This window comes from Marinimicrobium sp. C6131 (assembly GCF_026153455.1).
Classification (GTDB): Bacteria; Pseudomonadota; Gammaproteobacteria; order Pseudomonadales; family Cellvibrionaceae; genus Marinimicrobium.
Map to the genome: position 1 here is coordinate 1,067,330 of NZ_CP110629.1, position 24,864 is coordinate 1,092,193.

Below are 24,864 nucleotides of genomic sequence, written 5' to 3' on the forward strand. Positions count from 1 at the left end.
TGGAACTGCAGGGGGCGTGAACGCCTACTCGTGAAACCGAGTAATTGAGAACCGGATACGACAAATGAACCTGCTATTCAAACACCTCGGCTAGCGTCTCGGCATCCAACACACGGTCACTCCAGGCTTCGATTTGCTCGACGGAGGCGTTATTCACCCGCTCCTGAGTCACCTCGTCCAGAGTCCCGAAGCGTTTAGTGAGGAATCGGGTTAGCATATTGACAGCCTCTTGGCGACGACCTTCTTCCCGACCTTTTTCAAGACCTTCCTGTCGACCTTTCTCAAGCCCGATACTGGTAAAGCGCTCTGCAAAACCGGCCATTTCATCACTCTCCCGCTGATATTCTCGCTCATAGTGCTGACGTTCATTATCCGTCAGGTCAGTATAAATGTCGACAAAGTCCACGTACTTGCGGCGTCGGTTCCAGTCTGGCTCCAAAGACAGCAGCCCCTGAATGGCTTTGGCATATATTTCAACCTTTAATGCCTTAGGCCAGCACATATTAGGCAAGTTCAATCGGGCCACAATGTTGTCGCTATTCTGCCAGAGCTCATAGGGCAGGGCACTTAACTCACATTTGACGTACCTGAAGTCCAGATAAGTGTGCTGATCGCTTCCCAGCCGCAACCGCTCAGGAATGTGGCCAGCCTTATTCAGAAAAATGACCACGGGCACCACTCTATCCGTATCATACAGCTCTGCCAGATCCAGGCAGTAATGCGCAAGACGCCCGATGGAAAATCGGCCAGCGTTCGACTCCTCTTCCAGCACAAACAGAAGTGCTTCTCGCTTCCCGTCCGGCCATTCGACCAGCAGTGGCACATCCAGCTCCCGAAACCGGTCACCAAGCCGTTCTTTGAGCTGTTCCTGCCGTATGGGCACAATTTTAACGCCCGGTCCCAATGCCGCATGCTCCTCCGGCGCGAACAGCTCCAGAGCTTGTCGAGGGTAGTCCAGTATCAGGTTTTTGAAATTTTGGTCGTGGCTGGCAGGCATGAGCACTCCCTGGCTTTTAAGCTGTATATCCAGACAGTATTGTGTAGGTGACGGGTTGTCAACGCTGTATAGAGCGCCATCAAACGACTCTGACCCCTTTGATCGACCCCTTTGATCCCCCAAGCACAAACCGCGTATCATCACCATATTCAACATAATAAAACCGCCTCAGGAGCCACAGGGCGGCAGGAATCCGTTACCGCTACAGGAGTTCCATCATGGACGCCGTCAAAACGACCCTCATCATCCCGGCCCTGACAATTGCCCTGGCAGCCTGTGGTGGCGGAGGAGGGGGTGCCGGAGAGAACTCCGGAAACCCCTCCGGCGGCCTCTTGGACACGCTTGACGACATACCGGAAATCCAGTCCTATCGGCCCGTCTTCCCTGAACCGCGCTATGACGGCATCACAGAACAGGCTTCGCTGACACGGCAGAACAGCTTCTACTTCGTTGAAGCGGTCTACCAGCTTCTGGATCCCATATTCGAAGCCGGTACCACGCAGTTTTATATCGATAAGCCCGGAATACTGGATTACCCCTACACCGGCCCCTCGGATTTCCAGTGCATCAGCGGCAGCCTGGATCACGCCCAGCACGAACGGGATGACCGGATTGTCCAGGTGATAACACTCGATCAGTGTGAGAGCCGCGACCACGGAAAGGCCCATGGCCAGGTCATCTCGGAGGTATTTATCGATGCCGAAGGGTGGCCCACCCATGCCATCGCCACCTATCGGGACCTCACCCTTGAGGTGGAGGGAGAGCGCTTCAATTACTACGGCCAAATCACCACAACACCGGAGCGCCGCCTGTTGGTGGATTACCTGACAATCCGTAATTCCGCACTGGACGCCACCTACCACGCCCGGGACCTCGAGAGCCTGGACGGTACGCTGACCGGCCCCATTTACCACAGCCACTGGGGTTATGTAGAGATAACCGCCGAGCCGGGCCGGACGTCGCAGACCAGGCTGGACGGCGCCGGGAACACCAGCCTCGATATGGCGTTTTATCGCGCTTACACCGCCTCCATCCTGGAGTTTTCACTGTCATCCCCCGCCATTGAGGCAGAATTTGCGGTGTCAGCCCTTGAAACCTCCGCACCGCTCGACGACCTGTTCCTTTGGCCCTATCGTGACAACCAGGCGCCTCAAGGGCAGGTGGACACGCCGGAATTGGTCGAGCCAGGCCATACGATGATCCTGGACGCCTCCGACTTTCGCGATGCGGATGATGACTTCGTCACCTATTCCTGGCGCCACCTGAGCAAACCGGACGGCTGCAAGGATGCATTGCCAAAAAGTGCGCCGGTAGTTGAACTTCGGGACGCCTGCAGAGGCACACACGAGCTGGAGCTCGTGGTCAGTGACGGATTCAATGAGGTTGTTCGGCCTTTCACGGTAACTGTCGCCGGTCCGCTACCCCAGGCAGAGAAGGTTGTGGCGCTGGAGTCCGAGGACGACTCTGAATCACTGTCGCTGCAAGTCGAAGTGAACAACGCCTCCGAAGCAGGTCCGCTCAGCTATGCCATTGCCTATGGACCACCGGGCGTTGAGGTCAGCTCATCCGGCCTCGTGACCGGAATCCCGGAGCGCCTGTTTCAGACCAAAGGCGGCAGTGTATACATCGGTATTGAAGTGAGTAACGAGCGCTCCGTGGTACAGGAGTTCACCATCAACTACCCCAACCGGGCACTGGAGATCGCCGCCACCAACCGCGGCGGTGCTCCCAATGACCTCTCGCGCGGATGGCAGGACATCAACAATGACGGTAATCCGGAACAACTGGTCGATTACAACGATACCTTCGCCATCATCGAAGTGCACGAGGGGGCCACACGATACCGCCACCTGGAAACCAGAGCTTTCTCGACCGACTTCCTGAGTGATAAAACCGTCATCGACTACAACGCAGACGGCCAGATGGATATAGTGCTGCTGTACCCGGAAAAATATGTCGCCCTGTCTGGCGAGGACTTCAGTCTGATTGCCGAAGTGCCCCGGGACTCCAGCATCGCCGAGCAAAGGGTTGCCGAGCTGTTTCCCGACACGCCGGTGCTCTACGGCGATATCGATGGCGACGGCGCCGATGATATTCTCCGGCTCCCGTTAACGGGTGCCGTCGAGCAGTTCACCGTCGAACACTACAGTGACGACTCAGAGACCTTGCTACAGACTTATACCCTCAATGTCCCTGAGCTGGACGGTGAATACGGGTTTGAAACCCGGTTCGTCAATCTGGATGACGAACCGGGGGACGAGCTCGTCCTGGCCCCCTACAGATCCGATCAACTCTACCTGCTCAAACGCGCTGGCACGGTGTTCGAGTTGAGCCGGAAGATCACTTACCCGGAGCGGGGCGAACACACGGCTCAGAACCGGCTTGAAAGCCTGAGCCAATTTACTGAGCACTCCGCCGCCATGATGGGCAGTGCCGACGATGGACAGCTATTCGAATTCAGCCTGCTTGATGATCCGGTTCACTACGAGTCCGGCTTTCAGCATTACTCATTGGAGCTCGACGGTGTGAATGGCCTGCGCACGATTCGTAGCGGCCCCAACAGTATCGATGTGATCGGCGTTCGCCAGTGGCTGAACGAGCAGGGCGAACCGCAAAGCGAAATGACCCTGAGCACACTCACGGCTGACCTGGAATGGACCGGGCATCAACGATTTCCCGAATTGCCCACGCCTTACAGCCTGGATGACGTTGTCAGCATCAGTGCGGCGGACGAATCCCGGGATTTCTGGCTATACGTCCATTGGCCACCCAGCTACAGTGTGATAGACCCGGTATTGGGAGTAAGCATTTTCAGCGCGGAAGCGGTTGCCACTGCGCTCGGGTCAGGCGACCTGGATGGTGATGGACGAGTGGAGGCCTACGGAATCAGCGACGCTGGACTGTATAGGCTAAATAGCGATACCTATGCGTTTGAGTTGGTGGACGACTCGCTGCCTGAGCGCACCTTTGAGGAGGAGGGGCCGTTTGTGGCGACGTTTGCTGGCACCAATCCAGCATTGTTTGTACCTTGGGAGTTTCAGTCCAGTGGGCGGAAGCCCCGGCTGGACATCTACGAGTACCGCGACAATAACGTGCAGCGCACCGGCACCCTCACATTCGATACCGAACCACTAGACATGGGCCACGCACAACAGGATGTAACCGGCGATGGTATTCCGGAGCTTATCGTATGGAATACCATCCGGCAGACCGAGTTCTGGGTCATCGACAGCAGCCTGAACGTGGTGGCGCAGTTCACCACGGAAACACCGATAGATGGCGTGTTTGAGCTCCCCACACAAACGTCCGATAGCCTCGTGGCCTACCAGCAAGGGCAGGGCGCGGGCAACTGGCGGGATACCCATATCATTCAAATCGACCCGAAGTCGGGCCGAATCTTCACCCGATCGCCCATCTTGCCGGGCTGGACGGATAAGAACGGCCTGGCCTGCCTGGGAGACAACCTGGCCGATTGCACCAAAATGGTCATCACGAGCCGCGGGGTATTTTCGTTGAAGTAAACACCTTGGCTCGCTTGGGGCGGCACCCATGCGGTGCCGCCCCAAGCCCGACTCACCTTGCCGGGAACCAGGCTACTATGAACAGTGGCTTGAACAAATAAACTTTAAAAGCCTGACCATCATGACAAGACTGATTTTTATACTTTCTCTGCTTCTTTTATCATCGTGTGGGAAGGTGACTGATTTAAGTGACTCCGAGCCTGCTCAAGACCAGTTGATAGGAAGGACTTATTGCACGGAGAGCAACCTGTTCATTTATGAGTACATCCCCTCATCAAACTTCTACGACAATAATAATGCCGATTATTATTTGGCGACTTATATCGAAAGTCCGGATGAGACGCTGGAGGGGCATTTAAGTTGGCTTGAAAGCGGAACCTCACTGGAGAAAATTGCGGACGTTTATTTTGTTGGAAAGGGCAGTAAGCTGAGAATTCAGTCGCTGTTTTTCCATATTAGCCCACTCTGTTGTCGATATTTTTCCCCTATTGGCACCCTGGAAGGACACGAATCAAAACGGATTGATCTGAGGAATATTTTTGATCAAGAGTATTCCGCTGACTCACCTTTCTCTCGCCTCGGTGTGGACTTCACGCTAAGTCCGGACGATAGGTACATAAAGTCGTGTGAGTGACAATGTGAATCGAGCCGCCTGATAAGCAGCGAGATATAGTTACTTGCTATAAAAAATAACCAGCTAATAGATTTCCAGTTCTGGCACAGGAGGGGTATCGTTTGCCGCTACGCTTTCCCTGCCTATTGAGAGCGGACACACTCTAACTGAAATCCATAGTCGTTTATGTTGACCATCGCGCACTCAGTCACCGATATCTGGCCTGGCGGCGTGCCGTCCTCGTAGTAAAGAGTGCCCGAATACAGGCTGTAACCATCGTACGCGTACCCACTGTAGTCGGCTTCGTTCAAGCCGTCTTGGCGGAATATTACGAAAAAGGGCTGGTAGTCCAAGTACGCATCAAGGGCGCAATTCTGTGCGGCCTCAATTTCCTCCTCATTCCGGTCCTCAGAGTCGCCTCTATACACTGTGCCACAGTCCGTCGCATTGCTTCCTGACGCCTCTTTGATTTGGGAGGAGAAGTCATCGGCATCGCCTGGTGTGGGATCATCGCTTTCAGATTCGTCGGAACCACATCCCGCCATTAACAGGGAGGAAAGAAACACGGTTTTTACGTACCTGTTCATTTGAAAATCTCCTTTTTGGTGCATTTATACAATGACCGATACGTTAACACATGTACCCACAGCCGTCTGACGGGGCAGCGATACCGGAACATAAATTATCTCCAATTATTGCAAAATGACTGTCCGGTCTCTACCATCCGTTCATCCTGTGAACAATGCGCCCGGGATGGGCACTCAATTCAACCCTCTGGTGATGCCGTCATGACAAGGTAGGGCGGTAGCGTATCCGGGCTCAAAACTGTAAAATCTTGTAAATAAACCGGCCGCTACAGGGTAGTTTTGGCGAAAAGTCGTTAAATTGCGTGAAAATGCCTGGAAATTTCCGCAAAACGTTGAATTCAACCGAGTAGCTCCCGCCTACTCAGCCCGTGACGAATACCCGGATAATCGCTATTTATGCCCAAGTTCCCTCATAACCTGAGCACCATCCTCCATATGGGTGCCGGCAACGCCGATGAATTGCCCGAATACCTGAACACCAACGCCAAACGAATCCTGCTGGTCGAGCCAAACCCCAAGTTGGCCGAAAACCTGCGTCGGCGGACGGCGGACGATGCGCGCATTGAGGTCCTTGAGGTCGCTGTATCCGACGACCCTCAGCGACACTTGCTGACTGAATACAATATTCCTGAAGCGGCCAGCCTGTACAAGCCCGACGGGCTCTACAAGCTGTTCCCGGGGCTGAGAAGCATTGTCCAGCACTCTGTAGAGGTCCGTCACCCCGCTGCGCTGGTTGCGGATACGCTCCCGGCTGAAGAATCCAACCTGCTGGTGATTCAGGTGCCGGGAGCCGAGCAGTCGATTGTTGAGGCCCTGGCGGCGGAGAACCTGCTGGGGCGTATCAGCCAGTTGGCGGTTACCTCCTCTGACAAGCCGCACTACACCTCGGGCAGTGCGGCGCCTGCCGTGCTTGATGTCCTTAAGGGAAGCGGCTTTGAAGTGGCGGAAGAAGACCGCTCGAACCTCGATTGGCCCCAGTGGCACCTGATGTTTGATGCCCGCGCCCATAAGATCAAAGCGCTGGAAGCGGCTCTAAATGAAAAACAGGCTCAAATCGAAGCTGTCCAGCAAGAGCTCTCGGCTAAAGAAAATGAGCTCAGTGGGCTTGCGGAAGAGTTAGCTGCTCGCGAATCGAAAATTAAATCGCAGGAGGAGCGGTTATCTCAGGCAGAAAGGAGTAATGGAGAGTACAAGCAGCGTATCGAGACTACGCAACGACAGCTCTCTGCCAAGGACAACGAACTAAAAGGCCTTAAGGAAGAACTGGCTGCGCGGGACTCGACAATTAAATCGCAGGAAGACCGGCTGTCCCAGGCGAATGACAATACCAAAAAGCTCGAAGGCGAGCTGAAGCAAAAAGAAGAGCGCATCAAAGGCCTCACCGCCGAGCTGGAAGAACGCACCAACCAAGCAAAACAGCAAGAGCAAAAGCTGAAAGAGGCCGGCAGCAAACAAGCCGAACTCACCGAGCGCCTCCAGCAGCACGAAAAAACCATCAACACCCAAAAAGAGCAGCTCGATCGTGCCCAAAAGGCTCAGGCAACCGCCGAACAGAAGGCCACAGACTTGGCCAACAGAGTCCAGGCCCTGGAACAGCAGCTCAAGGCCCAGCACGCCGCACAGCAGCAGTCCGATAAACTGCTGCAACGCATGGAGTATCTGTTTGAGCAGCAAAGCCTGCAGCTTGAACAAGCCGCCAATGCGTTGGGTCGTCACGTCAGCGTGACTGCCAAAACCACCGCCAAAGAGCTGGAAGCCGGTATCCAGCTCCAGCAACAGTACGGCTCGCAGATGATTGGCCTGGAAGAGCAGGGCAAACGACTGCCTTCCACCGTGGCGCTTCAGCTATCGCGCCAACTGAAATCCCAACCGTACGACGTCATTATCGAAATGGGCAGTGGCGTCACCACCTCCTTTCTGGCGCACACACTACGCAGTCGCCCCCAGGAGAGCGTGAGCAAGACAGCCGCCAATACCGATGTAGCTCACTATATCGACCCCAGCGATGAAGATCTCCCCAAGCGCATCGTCTGCTTTGAGCACAGTCGTGCCCGGTTCAATCACCTGCAGAGCACGCTGAAGCAAAGCGGCTTGGCGCCGGTAGTCAATCTTCATTTTGCCCCTCTGGTGCCCTACCAGCATCAGGGCACGGAATACCTGTACTACGACTGTGCAAACCGTTTGCAGCAACTGGCCAATCTGTTTGAAAATCGCCAGGCCAGAATCTTTGTCCTGCTCAACGAGAGCGCGGAAGAACAACAGCCGGATCGGTTCGCCGCTTTACCGCAACTGCTTCAATACCTGTCGGCACATACCCTGGATGTTGTGGTAAACGATGTGGACAAGCACGCAGAGCTGATCGATCAATGGCAGGCACTGCTCAACACTCGCGGCCTCGAGTACCAACCCGCCGTTGAGTTTGGCGCGCCCACCGCGCAGCGCCTGACCATTAACCCCTAAACCATGAAAGGATGCAGGAGCCAAAATGCCGCTGGATAAACCTTTAAACCTAGACTTCGACTCGTCCGGCTCCCCGTCGAATGGGCTGCCGGACCAATCGTCGCCCAGCCCCAAATCGGGCGACCTGGCGACCCAGGTAGAAGAGCTGAAAAAAGAGCTGCAAGCCAAAAACAGAATACTGGATGCCAAAAATCAGGAAATCAGCGAGCTCAAAATCAAAAACCGGCAGCTGAATGACACCAACAACGACATTCAGGCCCGGCAACAAATACTGGAAGAAGAACTCGGCAAAGCCGAAGCCCAAATTGAACTGATTCAGGAACTGCTGCTGGAAGACGAATCGTCAGAAGCGAGCAAGAAAGAGGAAAACAGTAAACATGAGTAAAACCATACTGGTCACCGGCGGCGCCGGCTTTATTGGCTCCGCCGTGGTACGCGAGCTGATCAATAACAGCGAGCACACGGTCATCAACCTGGACAAGCTCACCTACGCCGGTAATCTGGACTCGCTGACCAGCGTGGCCGACAACCCACGCTACCAGTTTGTGCAGGCGGACATCACCAATGCCGAACAGATGGACCGCATACTGGCGGACACACAGCCGGACATCATTATGCACCTGGCCGCCGAAAGCCATGTAGACCGCTCCATCGACGGCCCGGCGGACTTTATCCAGACCAACATCGTCGGCACTTACACGCTGCTGGAAGCGGCCCGTAAATACTGGAGCAGCCTGAAAGCGAGCGATGCCGCCAAGGCGGAAGGCTTCCGCTTCCATCATATCTCCACCGACGAAGTCTATGGCGACCTGGAAGGTACGGACGACCTGTTTACCGAAACCACTTCCTACGCCCCCAGCAGCCCCTACAGTGCCAGCAAGGCCAGCTCGGACCACCTCGTCCGCGCCTGGGGCCGCACCTTCGGCCTGCCGGTGGTCATCACCAACTGCAGCAACAATTACGGGCCATACCATTTCCCGGAAAAGCTCATCCCGCTGATGATTCTCAACGCTCTGGCGGGCAAGCCGCTGCCGGTGTACGGCGACGGGCAGCAGATCCGGGACTGGCTCTACGTGGAAGACCACGCGCGGGCCCTGATTCTGGTTGCCCAGAAGGGTGAGCTGGGAGAAACCTACAACATCGGCGGCCACAACGAAAAAGCCAACCTGGAAGTCGTGCAGACCATCTGCGACCTGCTCCAGGAGCTGGTACCGCAGGACGCCAACTACCGGGACCTGATCACCTTCGTTACCGACCGCCCGGGTCACGACCACCGCTACGCCATTGACGCCAGCAAAATCCAGAAAGAACTGGGCTGGACACCGGAAGAAACCTTCGAAACCGGCCTGCGCAAAACCGTCCAATGGTACCTGGACAACAAACCTTGGTGGCAAAAAGTCCAAGACGGCACCTACCGCGGCGAACGCCTCGGAGTAGGTGCCTAGCACCGCAGTCTACGTAGGGTGAATAAGGGCAAAGCCCGTCATCCACCAAAACCCCACATGGGTTCGCTGACACCAAACACCAAAATGGCACCACCACTATGAAAATCCTCCTCCTAGGCCAAACCGGCCAGGTCGGCTTCGAACTAAAACGCGTGTTCGCCCCGCTGGGCGATATAGTCGCGCCAACCCGAGACCAGCTCGACCTTGTGAACAAACAGGCCGTAGCGGACTACCTGAGCGAACACAAACCACACTTGATCCTGAACGCCGCCGCTTACACCGCCGTCGACAAAGCCGAAAGCGAGCAAGAGCTTGCCAGCCGTTTGAATGGCGGGTTACCACAGCAGTTGGCGGATTACGCCAAACAAGCCAATGCCAGCCTGATCCACTACTCATCCGACTATGTGTACCCGGGGCAGAGCGATCAGCCCTTCGATGAGAGCGCACCCACAGGCCCCTTGAGTGTGTACGGCAGAACCAAGCTGGAGGGAGACGAAGCCGTCACCGCCAGCGGTTGTCAGCATTGGATATTTCGCACCAGTTGGGTTTACAGCGCCCGTGGTCATAACTTCATGAGAACCATGCTCCGCCTGGGCAAGGATAAAACCGAACTCAAGGTGGTGGCGGACCAGATCGGCGCTCCCACACCGGCGCGGCTCATTGCCCAGGTATCCCTGCTGGCCTACCTGCGGGGTATTCCTGCGGGCACGTACCACCTGGCACCCAGAGGTGAAACCAGTTGGCAAGGGTTTGCCAAGGCCATTTTCAATCTCTATCGCGCTATGGGCCAGCCATTGGCCATTGAGCCTGAATCGGTACACGCCATTCCCACCGCTGATTACCCAACCCCGGCTAAACGGCCGCTGAATTCCAGGTTAGCACTGACCAAGCTCGAAACTGCGCTCGGGATAACGCTACCTCAATGGGAAAGCCAATTAGAACAAACCCTTGAAGAATCTATCGATCGGGAGACAACATGAAAGGCATAGTACTGGCCGGAGGTTCCGGCACCCGTTTACACCCCATCACCATGGGCGTTTCAAAACAACTTCTACCCATTTATGACAAGCCGATGGTGTACTACCCCATCTCCGTACTGATGCTGGCCGGTATCCGGGATATTCTGATTATCAGCACGCCGGACGATATGCCTCAGTACGAAAAGCTGCTGGGCAATGGCGAGCAATTCGGTGTCAACTTTACCTACAAGGTGCAGCCAAAGCCCGAAGGCCTGGCCCAGGCCTTCATTATCGGTGAAGAGTTTATTGGCGACGACAGCGTCTGCCTGGTGCTGGGCGACAATATCTTTCACGGTCAGCACTTTAGCGACCAACTGAAGCGTGCGGCTAAAAAAGAGAAGGGCGCTACGGTATTTGGCTACTGGGTAAAAGATCCGGAACGCTTTGGCGTCGTGGAATTTGATGACGACGGAAAAGCCATCAGCATCGAAGAAAAGCCCAAAGAACCCAAGTCCAGCTACGCAGTAACGGGCCTTTACTTCTACGACAATGACGTGGTTGAGATTGCCAAATCCGTACAGCCCTCTGAACGAGGTGAGTTGGAAATCACCTCCATCAACAACGCTTACCTAGAACGTGGCGACTTGAGTGTCGAGCGCCTGGGACGAGGATTTGCCTGGCTGGATACCGGGACACACGATAGTTTGCTAGAGGCTTCCCAGTACGTGCAAACAATTGAGCATAGGCAAGGTTTAAAAGTAGCCTGTTTGCAAGAAATTGGATGGCAAAACGACTGGATTACTGACTTGCAGTTACAGGAGCAGGGCAATCAGCTTGATAAAACCCAGTATGGAAGGTATTTGCTTGGACTTGTGTCTCATGGATAGGCAGCTTAGTTAAAGTTATAGTTTTGGGTTGACAGCGATCACTTTAGTTCTAGGTTGTGCAGTTGAAATGGCTTGCTCTGTTATGCCTCTCCTCATTGGAGTGAGCATTAAACACAAGGTGAGTTAAATTGAAAGTATCACTAAATCCGTTGTCTTCTTCAATTAATGCGAAGGGTGGCCTGGATGACGCACAATTCTGAGTGTTTTTGAGAAAGAAGTAAATTTTTTTAAACTTGGTGGCTTGCGTCAGCCCCTTCTATTTATTCTAGAGCGCCTGGCGCCCTCCACCACCTAAGCGCTAACGTATAATAGGTTTCATATGATAGATAAAGATGTGTCGCCCCTTACGGAAGGCAACTTATTGTTTTTAAAAGGGATGTATAGTGACGCGATCAAGAAATACCGAAAAGCCAAAACCGTCCTCCCTGACTTCGAAAACATTATTGAATTCAATATTAATAGAGCCCTTGAGCTTCTTGATGACAAGGGGGGGGTAGGTGGCTCTAACGAAGACTGCACACTGGGGGAAGTAACTTCCCGGCGTTCTAATAATGAATGTTCTTCAGAGGCAAAGATTGCGGTTGTTGTTCACGTCTATTATTTGGAGATGTGGACGCTGATTAGGAATCGATTGTTAGCCATAAGAACTAAGTTTGATCTGTTTGTAACCTTTTCTGAAACTATCGACGTAACATTTGCTGATATTGTAAGAAATGAATTCTCTGATGCTAGAGTGAGCCGAGTTAAAAATGTTGGGTTAGATATAGGCCCTTTTCTAGGTTTAGTCCCAACTCTAGTTGAGGAAAAATATACTTGTGTGTGCAAGCTACACACAAAGAAAGGTTTGGGAGCTCAAGGGGCGGCATGGCGGGATTTGATGCTGGATTCTTTGGTGGGTTCAGAAGAAAATTTTTGTACTATCGTTTCTGCGTTTTCAAATAACAACAACTTGGGTTGTGTGGGGTCTTTGCCTATTTTTCAATCCGCGCAGCGGTTGATGTATGGTAACAAAGGTGTTGTTGAATCATTTGTTGAATTTGTGAGCGGTGATCATGGAAAAGTTGGTGATTGGGGCTTTTTTGCGGGAACGATGTTTTGGATAAGGCCCGAGCTTTTGCTGGGGTTATGCGAATTTATTAAGACTAAGGGGATTCTGTTTAGCGACAATTATAAGGAAGACGGTCTTATTGAGCATGCAATCGAACGAATTTTCGGGCTGATTCCTCGCTTGTATGGGGCTTCGGTGGGGTTGTTGACTGCTAAGGTGGATTCGTTTAGTGACTCAGGTTTAGTTATTGATTCTGATGAATCGCTCATAGGGAAAGCGAACATTTCAGATGTGTTGAAAAGGTTGGTTTCTTACGAGAGCGATCGAAAGCTCATTCAAAAATCGGGCCTTTTTAATGAGAATCAGTACTTGGCCCACTTCCCGCCTCTTAGATGTGCGGATGTAGATCTAATTACTCACTATCTGACATTCGGGACCTTCAAAGGCGTGCCTCCTGACGGAATATTTAAGCCGCAAGATTATCGACACGCCAATAAGGATGTTACAAGTTCTGGAGTTGAGCCATTTGTTCATTACCTCAGATATGGTGCTAATGAAAACAGGCAATTAACAATTTCCTCAGGTGCCTACAAAGAAGATTCGGCATTTTTGCGCTATAAGGTTATGAATGCGGTTAATATTGACTGGCCTTCACTTTCTTCTAGGTCGGGAAGGGGCGGATTAGTTTCGGTAATAGTTCCGGTCTATGGTCAAGGGGAACTTACCAAGAATTGCATTGAATCATTGTACTTTTCAAAAAACGAAACATGTTGGGAGCTAATTGTCGTAGATAACGGGAGTGACTTGAGCACTAAATCCATTTTGGAGGAGCTTTCCCGAAAATATGGATTTAAATTGGTTACAAATGATCAAAATTTAAACTTCGCTTTAGGTTGTAATGTCGGATTTTCAGAGTCATCAGGAGAATATGCAGTCTTTTTGAATAATGATACGACTGTGAGCGATGGTTGGTTGGATAATATGATCCGGCCAATGATTAACTCTAGAGATATTAAAGTTGTTCAGCCAAAACTAGTTTTCCCTGATGGAACGGTTCAGTGTGCGGGTGTTGTGTTTTCTAGGTGGAGCAACCTTGGCTACCCTTTATATGCTGGCCTCCCAGCCAATTCTTCTGTAGTAAACAAAGGGAGATTCTTACATGCAGTCACAGCCGCGTGTATTGGTGTTAGATCTAAAGATTTTGCTGATGTTTGCGGGTTTGATCCTTACTTTATAAATGGTCAAGAAGATGTTGATTTTTGTTTGCGTGTTTGTAATCAGAAGCGTCAATGCTGGTACGAGCCAACCTCAGTGGTGGTTCATCATGAAGGAAAGTCCGAAGGTAGAGGGAAATACATAAGCAAAAATCGAAAAAAGTTTGTTGATCGCTGGTCTACAAAAATTTTATTTGACGATCAGTCTCACTATGATGATGATCACGCTGTTGTGGTTTCGTGGTCGTTAGATTCAATGAAAAACTTAAAAAGTGGCGTAGCTATATATCGACCGGTATTTCAGTCTGAGGGTTCAAGTAATTTTCCGAAAGATAGTTGTGCTTCTCCTTTTAGGTTTATAGATGCATGTGACGTGACGCACGTAGATGAGGCTTTTGACTCGTTTCTTCAGGGTGCGCAAACACATAACAGAGAGTTGCCGACGGTACTTATGGTTGCTCATGCTGCAGGGAAGTCACTTTTTGGTGGTGAGCGAAGCTTTCTTGACATGCTTGTAGCGGTGTCTGAGCTAGACTTGAATTTGTATATTTGTCTTCCTCAGGTGGCTAATCAAGAGTATTTAAGCGCGCTTAGATCTCTGTCTGCTGGTGTTTATTGTTTTGACTATAAACATTGGTCGGCGAACCAAGGCCCTAAGTACGATGCAATTGAACGATTTAAATCTATTATGTCATTTCATGATGTGCAGTTTGTTCATGTTAACACGCTAATGCTTAGAGAACCTCTGTTGGCGTCAAAAGAGCAAGGTGCCGTTAGCTATTGTCATGTCAGGGAACTGATTAGCAAAGATGAATATCTCTGCAGGCATATAGGGCTGGATGCCGAGCCGATTAAGCAATATGTGAGAGAACATTCCGATTTCATAATAGCTAATTCCGCCGCTACTAAAAATGACTTTGGTGGTGATGAAGCAGTTTTCTTGGCGCCCAATGTTGTGGATGTTGATGTTCTTGATATACCGGAACGAAACGAGAATGATGTAGTTTTTGGTGTTATTAGCAGCAATATTCCAAAAAAGGGTATCTATGATTTGGTCGAAGTGGCAAAGCTGTGCGAAGAAGAGTGTCCCGACGCAAAGTTTGCACTGATCGGGCCAAACAATTCGTATGTTGAAAGTATCAAAGAGTCCATAATATCTTCAGGCTCTCCTCAGAATATAATTTTCCCTGGTTACTTTGATTCTCCAGTAGAGGCAATTTCTAAAGTCGATGTTGTTTTAAACCTTTCGTCTTTCGCGGAGTCCTTCGGACGAACTGTTGCGGAAGGTATGGCTGCAAGGAGGGCGGTGTTAGGTTATAGTTGGGGTGCTTTGCCAGAACTGGTAATCGACGGATTCAATGGTTATCTTTCTCCTTTTGGTGATACTCATGCTGTTGCTGAAAAGGTGAAGCTTCTCTACCGATCTAGGTCGGAAAGGAAAAGATTGGGCGAAAATGGTAGGCAGCATGTGCTGAGAAGGTACTCACCCCCAAGTCTCGTCAGCAATTTCAAGCTTTCTTACCTGAGAGGATATGCTATCAGTTTAGATAAGCGGTTTAACACTGATAGCAGACTTGTTGGAACGCTTGATATTGCCTTTCAAAAGTACTCTGTCAGCTTTAATTCGCTATTCAAGAAAGTTAGTGTTGTTATTCCAGTTTACAATGCGATTGATTATTCGATGGCGTGTATTCAAAGTGTTTTGAAATACACCGACATGAGATATGCCCAAATTATAGTCATGAATGACGGAAGTACAGATGAGATAGGCGTGAAAAAACTTAGTAATTTCTGCTTAAATCATCCTAATATAAAGTATATTGATAATAATGTGAACTTGGGTTACACGAAGACTGTTAATAAAGCAATACAATCGACATCCAACGATGTGGTTTTGTTGAATAGTGATACAGAAGTTACGTCTGGATGGTTGTTTGGTCTGCGTTTGGCAGCATATAGCAGTGAAACGGTAGGTACTGTTACATCAATGGGTAACAATTCAGGAGCATTTTCCTTCCCAAAGCCGGGCTTTTGCAATGTCCCTGAGGATGGTATGAGTAGAGAGGTCTATGCTGAAAATATTCTCGCCGGAAGCATTGGCTCACCTTTAATTAGACTGCCGACTGGGAATGGCTTCTGTATGTACATCAAAAGATCACTTATTAACCAGGTGGGAGTTTTTGACGAAAAGTCTTTTCCAAAAGGGTATGGGGAAGAAAATGATTACTGCATGAGGGGGATCAAGAATGGTTATTTCAATGTTATATCTCCTTGGTCATATGTCTTCCATGTAAGAAGTGCCTCATTTGCAAGTCAGAAAGATGTTTTAATTAAGCAGGGCGAAAAAGCGTTGGATAGACTCCATCCAAACTATAAAAAGCTCGTGAAAGTTAGTTTTAATGGGCTTCTTATTAAAAAAGTTCAATCTAACGCCTCTAGATTGCTTCTTCGTTATCAGGCTCAAGATTAAGGTTTTATGCTTATAGCTTAAATTTTTATTGCGCTTTAAGTCGTTACAATGCTTATAGTTTGGCTTAGATGCTGTGCAGTTGTCGTTCCTGACCTGATGCAAGGTTCGCATAGGCTACCATTCTGAGGTTCACCCATATCATGGACTTAGAGTTAGATACAGAGATGTGTTTTGCAATGGCTTGGTATATTTGATACGCATCATTTTGTCTGAGCTATATTTTGGTCTTTGTCTGACCATGAATAATGTTTAAATGAAAGAGAAGGCTCTCCAGCATGTTTCGATATTCAGCCATTAGCAATAGCGCGTTGAACATGAACTCGTCGTTTATGATTAGTAAGTCCCACGCGCTAAGTTTGTATAAAAAAGCTGCCGTATACTCTTTTATACCAAAAAATGCGTGTTCAACACTTCGTTATTCTGTCGCTATAGAGAATGAGTGCTTGCCTCCTGGTGGAGATATTAATTGGATTCACGCCAACAATGCGACATTCTCTGTGACATTGCAAGAAGCGCTTCTTGCAAAATATAGATTCGTTGTTCTGCGCTGCCCTTTTCGTCGATTGGCGAGTGTTTTTTTGGATAAAATAGTTAACAAGGAGGCTCCGACAGCGTGGACCTATTACTCTCTTATTGGAAGAGAGCGTTCGTTAGATGATGTGACGTTTGAATATTTCATTAACTCGTTGCTGAGCCTAAAACTTTTAAAACATGAGATTCATTGGCGGCCTCAAGTAGATTTTCTACTTTACGAGGAGTATTCGGACGTTTTTTGTGTAGAAAGGTTTTCTAGCGCCATTCAGACTCTTAAAGAAAAAATTGATTTTGACGTTTTTGATGCTAGGGAGCTTACTAAGCACGGTTCAGATAGGTATTCTCTAATAGAGGAAGGACTCTGGCATGATGTCCCGGTTAAGGAGCTCTACTCATTGAAAATGGCAGGTCGCCTTCCTTCAGTGGAAGGTATGTATCCTCGGCATATATACTCAGCAGTTTTAAATGGATACAAGAATGATGTTGAACTGTACAGTAGTTGGTGCAATAGCAAGCTTTTGCTAAAGCCATAAAGTACTTTATGCTATTGAAGGTTGGTGTTTTGGTTTGGTCCTATTTTGTCGAATTGGTTGATTTGGTTTTGTTGAAGGATAATTGCTTATGGAAATGCTATCGCCACGAGCTGCTTCCGCTCTTTTAAGTGCGAGATTGAGTTCTAGGTTTGATAGGTTTATCGAGCTTTTTTTTGATGAAGAAGTTTCAGCGCTTAGTTATGTTGGTTTTCAAGAGTTGATATCGGATGCTCTTGAAATTCCTGATTTGAATCTTGCGCGCCGCTGGGTGTCCGCCCTTCTTAAGCGTGACTTGTCGTCCAGGGAGGTTGCTAAGATTATTGCATATATTCCTGCTCAAAAAGCTTGCTCAGAACATCCTGAATCAAAGAGTTCTGGCCAGCTAGCTGAGGGAGAAGGCGACCCTAATGCATGTGAGGCTGCTCTTTACTGGTGTTGTGGTGGTGACTACCAGTTCTCGGAGAGGTGTTCTCTGAAGCAGAATTTTTCTGCGAGTGGAAGGTTAGAGAAGGTTAATTTTGAAATTGGTGCAATGGAGAAAAATTGCACTGCGGTACGTTTCGATATATCCAATCGTCCGGGCGCGTATCTTGTAGAGAGTCTTCGTCTTCTTGGGTGTTCAAATGAGCAGCTTTGGTGCTGGTCTGGAACGTTGAGCGATGTTGGTAGAATTGTTGACGTCGATTTAGTTTGTCCTGCTAGTATGAACGCCTTTGGCGTAGCTGGAGTGGCTGCTTATAGTAACGATCCTCAATTTCAACTCACAATTGATGATGGAATACTTGATCAGTTATCTAGGTCGGGTGGACGATTGGAGCTTGTCGTTCGCGCCTTTGTGTGATTTTTCTTGGTTGGCGTGAAGGGGATTCTGTAGCGGATGTGAATACGTTATAGTGTGTGGATCGTTCTTTACGTTTGTGAATGAGCCTTTTAGTTTTGATTTATGATTGACTCATTTAAAAGTTCTGAATTTTGTTCTGAATGATTGTTTAAATTGGTGTGATTTCGTGCATAAGGGGTAGTATGGAGTATAGAAAACTGAATGTTTCAGGCGTCGCTTTGTTAACACCAAAAGTTTTCGGTGATGAACGTGGCTTTTTTATGGAGACGTTCCGCCAATCAGAGTTTGTTGAGCACTGCGGTGATTACCAGTTTGTCCAGGACAACCACTCAAGCTCCAGTAGAGGGATTCTGCGCGGGCTTCATTATCAACATAAGCAGCCTCAGGGGAAGTTGGTGCGTGTTACCCGTGGCGAGGTGTTTGATGTTGCGGTGGATATGCGTAAAAGCTCCCCAACCTTTGGCCAGTGGGTGGGCGCCTATCTCAGTGAATCCAACAAGCAGATGCTATGGGTTCCGCCGGGTTTCGCTCATGGCTTCTATGTAACCAGTGAGATGGCCGAGTTTCAGTACAAATGCACGGATTATTATGCACCTGGCGATGAGTATAGCTTGCGCTGGGATGATCCCACTGTAGGCGTCAAGTGGCCGGTTCAGGATGGCAATGTCAAGCTCTCGGACAAGGATGCCAATGGACTGGCGTTTTCGGATTGTCCTTATTTTGACTAGTAATGTGGTAAATGGCTGATCATGATGGATGACGAATACCGATATAAGGTGCTTAAGGTTCTGGAGGATCAGCCAGAAATCACCCAGCGGCAGTTGGCCAAGTCCCTCGGCATCAGTCTGGGCAAGGTGAATTATTGCCTGAAAGCGCTGGCGGAGAAGGGGATGATCAAGGCTGCCAATTTCAGAAACAGTGAGAATAAAAAGGCCTATGCTTATCTTCTGACGCCTCGCGGTATTGAGGAAAAGGCCCGTATGACCGTTGATTTTCTCCGAATCAAACTGGCTGAACATGAAGCCCTGGCTCGTGAAATTGCCGAGCTTAGAAAAGACGTGTCTGAGCTTCAGGATAAGCGGCGTCCCTATTAGTTTCGTACTCATATTTTATTTTTTATTGGGAGCAATGTCTACATGGCCCTGGTTGTTGGAGCTTTACCCCATAGTCAATGGCAGCGGCTGTCCCCTCTGTTGGAGGCGATGGGCTGGGACGGTCGGTCGTCCGAAGTTGAGCGTTGGTACTTAAGTGACCGTTCACCGAATGGTTCGGGTGATGTCAGCTATGTGCTGCTTCACAGCCGTCCGGAGCGTTGTATTGCGCAGGCCCTGGCGGATGGATGCGATATGAAATCGGCGGTTTCCGCATGGATTGCATCGGCAGAATCGTTATTGGCCTTTTTCCGACACAATCGTTCTCAGGCTGCTCTGTTGGATGTTGATGCGGTGTGTGATAGTCCGGATGAGGCATTGAAATGGCTGGCTCAAAATCACGCCGCACTGAAGACGGCTGCTAACTCGGCGTTAGAGCGTTCTGTTCGGGTCGGGACTGTCCGAGACGGGCAGGACCTGGATCAGAATCTTGACCTGCTGGTCGCTGTGCAGGCTGCGGATCAAAGTACGAACATTCAAGGTTTATTGCCTTACTTCGAGGCTGGCTCTGTCCCCGTGGGGAAAGAGACCTATGCCCGACCTTTGGTCGATCTAATGTCTACCGTTGCGAGCATTGAGACTGTAAAGCGCAATAGTAGGGCCGCAAAAGAGAGCGAAGAACAGGTTAAATCCCTTAAAGATGAGAATGATTTAGTTATTAAAGAGCTGTTCAAAGTTCAAGAGGAACTTGAACGCTACTACCTGAAGAGTAAAGACAAAGATGCTGAGCTCGAGCGCCTACGATCTGAGAATGGAACGGTCAAGGGGGAATTGGTGTCCCTCAAGAGCAAGCTCGAGTATACCGCTTCTGAAATGGAAAAATTCAGTCGGGACAAGCAGAAAGAAATTGCGGGCATTCGGAAGACGTTAAGTGATAAAGAGCGGGCGCTCAGTAAAGCGACCAAGCGGGCGCAGAAACTGGAACGTGAGCGCGACGAACTGAATGCCGCGTTGATGGCGGTGCAGGGCAGTCTGTTCTGGCGTCTGACTTTCCCGCTGCGGTGGGTGCTGGGCAAAGTCAAGCGGGTTGGTGGTCTGTTTCGTCGACGTGGTATCAAGAAAAATGTGAAAGTGCTTCAGCAGTCGGAACTGTTTGATGGTCAATGGTACTTGGCGCAGTACCCGGATGTCGTACAGTCGGGATTGAAGCCGGAGGAGCACTATGTGCGCCACGGTGCCTTTGAGGGGCGCGATCCGGGCCCGTACTTTTCCAGCAAGAATTATCTGCGCGCGAATCCGGATGTGGCCAAGGCCGGATTGAATCCGTTGGTGCATTATGTGTTGCATGGAAAGGATGAAGGACGGCGAGTTGCGTAAGTTATGCCCACAGGAGGTGTTGTGAAGGTTGGGGTTTGTGGATGGGAGTTGTCCCATAATGCGGCGGGTCGGGCGGTTACGCTGCTCGATCTATATCGGCGGGTGCCAGGGTGCGAGGCATCGCTGATTGGCTGCATTTTTCCCCATTGGGGACGTGAGCTCTGGAGCCCGTTGCAGGGAATGGGGCTGGATCCCGACGTGGTGCTTGTGGAAGACCCCGCTCGCTTTCTGGCGCAAGCCGAGGCGCTGGTTAAGCGTCAGCGCTTTGATCTCGTACACCTGTCCAAACCCAAGTTGCCCAATATTATTATCGGCTTGTTGTATAAGCTGATCTGGCAGGCGCAGGTTATCGTTGATATCGATGATGAGGAGCTGGCGTTTGTGGGTGCCGATCACCCGGTGACGGCCCCCTCTGAGCTGGAGGTTCCCGTCGATGACCTGACCGGCAAGGCGGCCACCCAGTTGGCGGTCGGGCTGTCCCGCTACTTTGACGGCATAACCGTCTCTAATCCCGCGCTGCAGCGGGTGTATGGCGGTGAGGTGATTCCCCATGCGCGCGACGAGGTCTCGTTCAGCCCTTCGCTGGCCCGTCGACGGTTCAATCGGGCCCTGTTTGGCATACCGGACGACTGCAAAGTGGTGCTGTTCAGCGGTACACCCCGCAAGCACAAGGGGATTTTTGATATCGCCGAGTCGCTTGCCACCCTTGGCCGGGGGGATGTGCGGTTTGTCCTGGTGGGGGACTTTCCGTTTTCGGACGTCAAGGAGGAGCTGCTGCGCATTCGGGGAGTGAACTTTCAGTTTGTCGCGGGTCAGTCCTACCGGGATACGGCGGATGTAGTGTCGATTGGCGATGTGGTGGTACTGCTGCAGGACGCGGAGTCCCGGGCGGCGGAGTTTCAGGTGCCTGCCAAGCTGACCGATGCACTGGCAATGGGGTTGACGGTGCTGGCTCAGGAGCTGCCCGCATTGAGTGATTTGGCGGCGGCGGGTGCTTTCCAGCCCGTTACCCGTCAGAGCCTGACCTCCGCACTCGCGACGGCGTTGGATGCGCCCATTGATCCGGTTCATTCAAGTGCCAGAAACCTCTTCCTGGAGCGGTTGTCCATGCAGAGTGTGGCGCCCCGCCTGGAACGCTATATCGTTGGGTGCGGTCGCAAACGCTCGACGACAAAACCCACTGATCTGGAGCCTTTTCGGAATCAGTTGCTGGAAACCGATAGCGCTGGCCGGAGCCGGGTTTCCAACGATTTTCTGCGGTTGGTGTCCGATACGCTTTCGACACTTGCCTGACGCTTAATTTATTCAATGAGTCACGCTATTTTGGCCAATTCGTCTTCACCCTCCGTGTCCGACTACTTCGATAACATTTATCTGGTGAACCTGGAGCATGAGACCGAGAATCGCTTCAAGGTGGCTCACCATCTGCGCGCCCATGGCATCCGGTTTGAGCTGTTTGCAGCGGTAAACGGTTACCAGGGGAGAGCGTATGCCAAGTGGCAGGAATACTCGGCCCGGCCCCTAGGGGCTTTGCGGCGTTTCCCGGAGTTCAACGAAAAGGAAAAAAGCCGGGGCAAGCACTTTATCGAGTCTGCCGGGGCGATCGGCTATATCCACACCTACATTGCCATTCTGAAAGACGCCAGGCGGCGTAATTTCAAACGCATTCTCATACTTGAGGATGATGTCATCCTCGCCAACGATTTCGGTGAGGCCTTCAAGCGCTTTCTGACGTCGGTGGGTGATGACTGGAAGGTGTTGCAATTGGGGGCCTCCCAGTACAAGTGGGGCGATGTGGACCTGGATGCGGCCAAGGCCAACGGCTATTACTATCCGCGTAGCCTGGCAACCTGTGGTTCCTTTGCGATTGCCTTTGATCACAGTGTGTTTGAGGAGCTGATCGAGATCGAATCCAGCTTTGAGGCGCCCTTTGACCACATTACCCTGGGCGAGCTCTATGAGCGGCACTTTGGTAAGTGCTATGTGGCGTACCCGAACATCGTGATGCCGGATGTTGGCACCAGTACCATTCGCGGTGCCCGGAATCAGTTTGAGCACGGTAAACGCATGAAGTGGGATGTCACCAATTTCGACTATCCCCTGAACAAGTTCAGCGTGGGGTTACTGGTGCGTCATCCCGCTCAGGCCAGAAGTCTGCTGGATGCAGTAAAACGCAATGAGCTACCGGTAACGCTTGCGGTATTGGGTGTTTCGCCCGATGGGGTGCGTCCCATTCATAACGCGGAGCTGACCACCGTTGAAGACTGGCAGGGCGCCCTCCCGGAAGACGCCTTGGGAGAGCTCCCGGCCTACGATTGCTATGCCTATACCGCGTCGACTGCCGATGTAGAGATAAGCGACATTATTCGGTTGGTGGAGTCCAGGCTTGCGTTGTCCCCGTCTGATGGTGGCACCCTGATTCCCTTCCAGCCCCGGGTTCGAGCGTTGGTGGCGGGGCGGGTGAGTACCATCATCCCGTCCTACAAGCGCCCGGAGAACCTGCTGCGAGCGTTGAGCTCTGTGGCTGGCCAAAGCTGGGCGGACAAGGAAGTGATCGTGGTGTCTGATAACGGCGAAGGTAGCCCGTACAACGAAGAAACCCGCGCGGTCGTTGAGAAGGTGCGACGCAAGTACCCTGATGTCACCATTCACTATGTCGAACACAGCGTCAATCGCAATGGGGCGGCGGCCCGGAACACCGGGTTGCAGTACGCCTCCGGGGAGTTTGTCACCTTTCTCGACGATGACGACGAATATTTGGGTGGCCGACTGGAAAAGTCCGTTCGGAAGCTGCAGGTTCTGCCCAAGGCCGTGGGAGCGGTCTATTGTGGGTTTCTGGGGTGGAACTCTCCGGCCAACAATGAGTCCCGGTACCCGAAAGGTAATGTGTCGGAACACATTTTAACACTGGATTACAAAAAACATTATCTTCACACCAATACGGCGACCTACCGGCGCCTGTACCTTGATATGATTAATGGCTTTGACGAAAGCTACCCGCGTCATCAGGACCTGGAGTTCAACCTCCGATATATGGCGGTTTCCGGGTTTGAGACCGTACCCGAATGCCTGGTTCGCCTGAACCCTCAACCTTCGACGGTCAGCAACAAGGTGTACGGTACGCGCTTTCTGGCCATCAAGCAGAAGTTCCTGAACGAATTCGCCTGGCTGATTGACCGCTTTGAGGCGCCACTGAGAGACCGGATTTATCACACGCACTGGGATGAGGTGCATCGGTATGTAGCGGACCGCGATGAGGTGTTGGCGGCGCTGCGTGGCCAGGTCACCAATGGCGAGTTGCAATTATTTTTAAGACTGACAGGCGAGGGACAGTAGGTTTTATGATCGTTAACGTAGGTGGATTTGGACACACCGGCAATACAGCACTGTTGGACTTTCTGATCGATACGGGCCACTTTGCCCCCCTGGCCCGGGATTTTGGTGAGTCATCAATTATGCGGGGCAAATGGTGCCTGAACGGGATGTTCAAGAGCCTGAAGCAGGGGCAGTGTGATGTCCCGGTTTCGTGCTACACGGACGCCTTTTTGGGGGTCATTCGTGATGAACATGAGCCGTTCGGCCCACCGGATATCAATGATTTCAAGCGGAATGCGCGGGTGTTGCACCTGTTGGGCGATGGGTATCGGACATTGGTCAAGCGGCTGGCCGATGACTTTGAACAGGCCCTGACCAGCCGATCCGGGGAAGCGGCATTTATCAGTCAGACGGTTGCACCGTTCTATCGCGAGCTGGAAGCGCTGGTCAAAAGCAAAACCCCCACGGGTGAGCCGGGGTACATGCTGACCCGAAATGACCCGGCGGGCTATGCCATCGCGCTGTTGGACAAGATAGAATTCGATTTTCACTTGTCCATCATTCGTAATCCGGTGGATGTGGCCTATGAGTGGTGCCAGTTTTACCATAAAACCGTTGATGAGCCGACGATCCGAAAGTTCGCAAACCAGTTCTGCAAGAAAATCGATCGGTTTACTCGTGAATTTGAGGCGCTGAAGCCTCGAAGCCGTGAACGGGTAGCCTTGATCGCGTTTGAGGATATTGTTTCTTCCGCGCCGGTTCGCGCCTCGCTGTGCGAGCGTCTGGCGATTCCGGTTCCCTCCCAGGCAGTGCGTTTCGATGCATCGAAGTCTGTCAAGAACGTTGGCGTAGGGCAGGGCATGAATGAAGACCTCAAGTCGTTTGTCACGAAAGTCTGCGGCAAGAAATACGATGAATTCTCGCGGCGTTATGAGTCGTTGCTTGTTTCGCCTTAGCACACAGATTGGATGG

General features: G+C 51.2%; 18 protein-coding genes. 16 read left to right on the forward strand and 2 right to left on the reverse strand.

Annotation, left to right across the window (positions count from 1 at the left end; translation table 11 throughout):
• Window positions 1–73 precede the first annotated feature (73 nt).
• Complete coding sequence (locus OOT55_RS04490) at window positions 74–997, reverse strand: DUF4351 domain-containing protein (RefSeq protein WP_265367945.1); 924 nt, start codon at window positions 995–997, stop codon at window positions 74–76.
• A gap of 218 nt (window positions 998–1,215) precedes the next feature.
• Between OOT55_RS04490 and OOT55_RS04495 the strand changes: the two genes are divergently transcribed.
• A complete protein-coding gene (locus tag OOT55_RS04495) occupies window positions 1,216–4,518 on the forward strand; it encodes a hypothetical protein (RefSeq protein WP_265367946.1) in 3,303 nt (1,100 codons plus the stop codon).
• Window positions 4,519–4,693: 175 nt separating this feature from the next.
• The gene (locus tag OOT55_RS04500) at window positions 4,694–5,152 is read left to right on the forward strand and encodes a hypothetical protein (protein ID WP_265367947.1); all 459 of its coding nucleotides are present in this window, start codon (window positions 4,694–4,696) and stop codon (window positions 5,150–5,152) included.
• 122 nt (window positions 5,153–5,274) lie between these two features.
• Here the strand turns inward: OOT55_RS04500 and OOT55_RS04505 are convergent, their stop codons facing one another.
• Window positions 5,275–5,718, reverse strand: coding sequence for a hypothetical protein (locus OOT55_RS04505; RefSeq protein ID WP_265367948.1), 444 nt, complete (start codon window positions 5,716–5,718; stop codon window positions 5,275–5,277).
• A gap of 396 nt (window positions 5,719–6,114) precedes the next feature.
• Between OOT55_RS04505 and OOT55_RS04510 the strand changes: the two genes are divergently transcribed.
• From OOT55_RS04510 to OOT55_RS04575, 14 genes are all read left to right on the forward strand, one after another.
• Window positions 6,115–8,178 carry a hypothetical protein gene (locus OOT55_RS04510; protein ID WP_265367949.1) on the forward strand — a complete coding sequence of 688 codons (2,064 nt, stop codon included), beginning with the start codon at window positions 6,115–6,117 and terminating at the stop codon, window positions 8,176–8,178.
• A 25-nt stretch (window positions 8,179–8,203) separates the two neighbouring features.
• On the forward strand, window positions 8,204–8,563 hold the full coding sequence (locus OOT55_RS04515; RefSeq protein WP_265367950.1) for a hypothetical protein: 360 nt from the start codon (window positions 8,204–8,206) through the stop codon (window positions 8,561–8,563).
• Window positions 8,556–9,623: a dTDP-glucose 4,6-dehydratase gene (gene rfbB / locus OOT55_RS04520; RefSeq protein ID WP_265367951.1), complete on the forward strand. Its 1,068-nt coding sequence runs from the start codon at window positions 8,556–8,558 to the stop codon at window positions 9,621–9,623. The genes OOT55_RS04515 and rfbB overlap by 8 nt, the downstream gene beginning before the upstream one ends.
• A gap of 98 nt (window positions 9,624–9,721) precedes the next feature.
• Window positions 9,722–10,603 carry a dTDP-4-dehydrorhamnose reductase gene (gene rfbD / locus OOT55_RS04525; RefSeq protein ID WP_265367952.1) on the forward strand — a complete coding sequence of 294 codons (882 nt, stop codon included), beginning with the start codon at window positions 9,722–9,724 and terminating at the stop codon, window positions 10,601–10,603.
• On the forward strand, window positions 10,600–11,469 hold the full coding sequence (gene rfbA / locus OOT55_RS04530; RefSeq protein WP_265367953.1) for a glucose-1-phosphate thymidylyltransferase RfbA: 870 nt from the start codon (window positions 10,600–10,602) through the stop codon (window positions 11,467–11,469). The genes rfbD and rfbA overlap by 4 nt, the downstream gene beginning before the upstream one ends.
• 319 nt (window positions 11,470–11,788) lie before the next feature.
• Window positions 11,789–16,201 (forward strand): glycosyltransferase, encoded by a 4,413-nt coding sequence (locus tag OOT55_RS04535; RefSeq protein WP_265367954.1) that lies wholly within the window; start codon window positions 11,789–11,791, stop codon window positions 16,199–16,201.
• Window positions 16,202–16,530: 329 nt separating this feature from the next.
• Window positions 16,531–17,268 (forward strand): sulfotransferase family 2 domain-containing protein, encoded by a 738-nt coding sequence (locus OOT55_RS04540; protein ID WP_265367955.1) that lies wholly within the window; start codon window positions 16,531–16,533, stop codon window positions 17,266–17,268.
• A gap of 88 nt (window positions 17,269–17,356) precedes the next feature.
• Window positions 17,357–18,109, forward strand: coding sequence for a hypothetical protein (locus OOT55_RS04545; protein ID WP_265367956.1), 753 nt, complete (start codon window positions 17,357–17,359; stop codon window positions 18,107–18,109).
• 182 nt (window positions 18,110–18,291) lie between these two features.
• Complete coding sequence (rfbC, locus tag OOT55_RS04550) at window positions 18,292–18,837, forward strand: dTDP-4-dehydrorhamnose 3,5-epimerase (RefSeq protein ID WP_265367957.1); 546 nt, start codon at window positions 18,292–18,294, stop codon at window positions 18,835–18,837.
• A 21-nt stretch (window positions 18,838–18,858) separates the two neighbouring features.
• The gene (locus tag OOT55_RS04555; protein WP_211331030.1) at window positions 18,859–19,203 is read left to right on the forward strand and encodes a MarR family EPS-associated transcriptional regulator; all 345 of its coding nucleotides are present in this window, start codon (window positions 18,859–18,861) and stop codon (window positions 19,201–19,203) included.
• A gap of 42 nt (window positions 19,204–19,245) precedes the next feature.
• Entirely contained in the window at window positions 19,246–20,577 is a 1,332-nt protein-coding gene (locus tag OOT55_RS04560) for a hypothetical protein (RefSeq protein WP_265367958.1), read from the forward strand.
• A 21-nt stretch (window positions 20,578–20,598) separates the two neighbouring features.
• Window positions 20,599–21,870 carry a glycosyltransferase gene (locus OOT55_RS04565; protein ID WP_265367959.1) on the forward strand — a complete coding sequence of 424 codons (1,272 nt, stop codon included), beginning with the start codon at window positions 20,599–20,601 and terminating at the stop codon, window positions 21,868–21,870.
• 15 nt (window positions 21,871–21,885) lie between these two features.
• Window positions 21,886–23,913 carry a glycosyltransferase gene (locus tag OOT55_RS04570; RefSeq protein ID WP_265367960.1) on the forward strand — a complete coding sequence of 676 codons (2,028 nt, stop codon included), beginning with the start codon at window positions 21,886–21,888 and terminating at the stop codon, window positions 23,911–23,913.
• Between the two features lie 5 nt (window positions 23,914–23,918).
• Complete coding sequence (locus OOT55_RS04575; protein WP_265367961.1) at window positions 23,919–24,848, forward strand: hypothetical protein; 930 nt, start codon at window positions 23,919–23,921, stop codon at window positions 24,846–24,848.
• Window positions 24,849–24,864: the final 16 nt, after the last annotated feature.

Coding starts and splice junctions, on each gene's coding strand:
- OOT55_RS04490 (WP_265367945.1), bottom strand. CDS start 997: ATGCCTGCCAGCCACGACCAAAATTTCAAAAACCTGATACTGGACTAC.
- OOT55_RS04495 (WP_265367946.1), top strand. CDS start 1,216: ATGGACGCCGTCAAAACGACCCTCATCATCCCGGCCCTGACAATTGCC.
- OOT55_RS04505 (WP_265367948.1), bottom strand. CDS start 5,718: ATGAACAGGTACGTAAAAACCGTGTTTCTTTCCTCCCTGTTAATGGCG.
- OOT55_RS04510 (WP_265367949.1), top strand. CDS start 6,115: ATGCCCAAGTTCCCTCATAACCTGAGCACCATCCTCCATATGGGTGCC.
- OOT55_RS04515 (WP_265367950.1), top strand. CDS start 8,204: ATGCCGCTGGATAAACCTTTAAACCTAGACTTCGACTCGTCCGGCTCC.
- rfbB (WP_265367951.1), top strand. CDS start 8,556: ATGAGTAAAACCATACTGGTCACCGGCGGCGCCGGCTTTATTGGCTCC.
- rfbD (WP_265367952.1), top strand. CDS start 9,722: ATGAAAATCCTCCTCCTAGGCCAAACCGGCCAGGTCGGCTTCGAACTA.
- rfbA (WP_265367953.1), top strand. CDS start 10,600: ATGAAAGGCATAGTACTGGCCGGAGGTTCCGGCACCCGTTTACACCCC.
- OOT55_RS04535 (WP_265367954.1), top strand. CDS start 11,789: ATGATAGATAAAGATGTGTCGCCCCTTACGGAAGGCAACTTATTGTTT.
- OOT55_RS04540 (WP_265367955.1), top strand. CDS start 16,531: ATGATTAGTAAGTCCCACGCGCTAAGTTTGTATAAAAAAGCTGCCGTA.
- OOT55_RS04545 (WP_265367956.1), top strand. CDS start 17,357: ATGGAAATGCTATCGCCACGAGCTGCTTCCGCTCTTTTAAGTGCGAGA.
- rfbC (WP_265367957.1), top strand. CDS start 18,292: ATGGAGTATAGAAAACTGAATGTTTCAGGCGTCGCTTTGTTAACACCA.
- OOT55_RS04555 (WP_211331030.1), top strand. CDS start 18,859: ATGATGGATGACGAATACCGATATAAGGTGCTTAAGGTTCTGGAGGAT.
- OOT55_RS04560 (WP_265367958.1), top strand. CDS start 19,246: ATGGCCCTGGTTGTTGGAGCTTTACCCCATAGTCAATGGCAGCGGCTG.
- OOT55_RS04570 (WP_265367960.1), top strand. CDS start 21,886: ATGAGTCACGCTATTTTGGCCAATTCGTCTTCACCCTCCGTGTCCGAC.
- OOT55_RS04575 (WP_265367961.1), top strand. CDS start 23,919: ATGATCGTTAACGTAGGTGGATTTGGACACACCGGCAATACAGCACTG.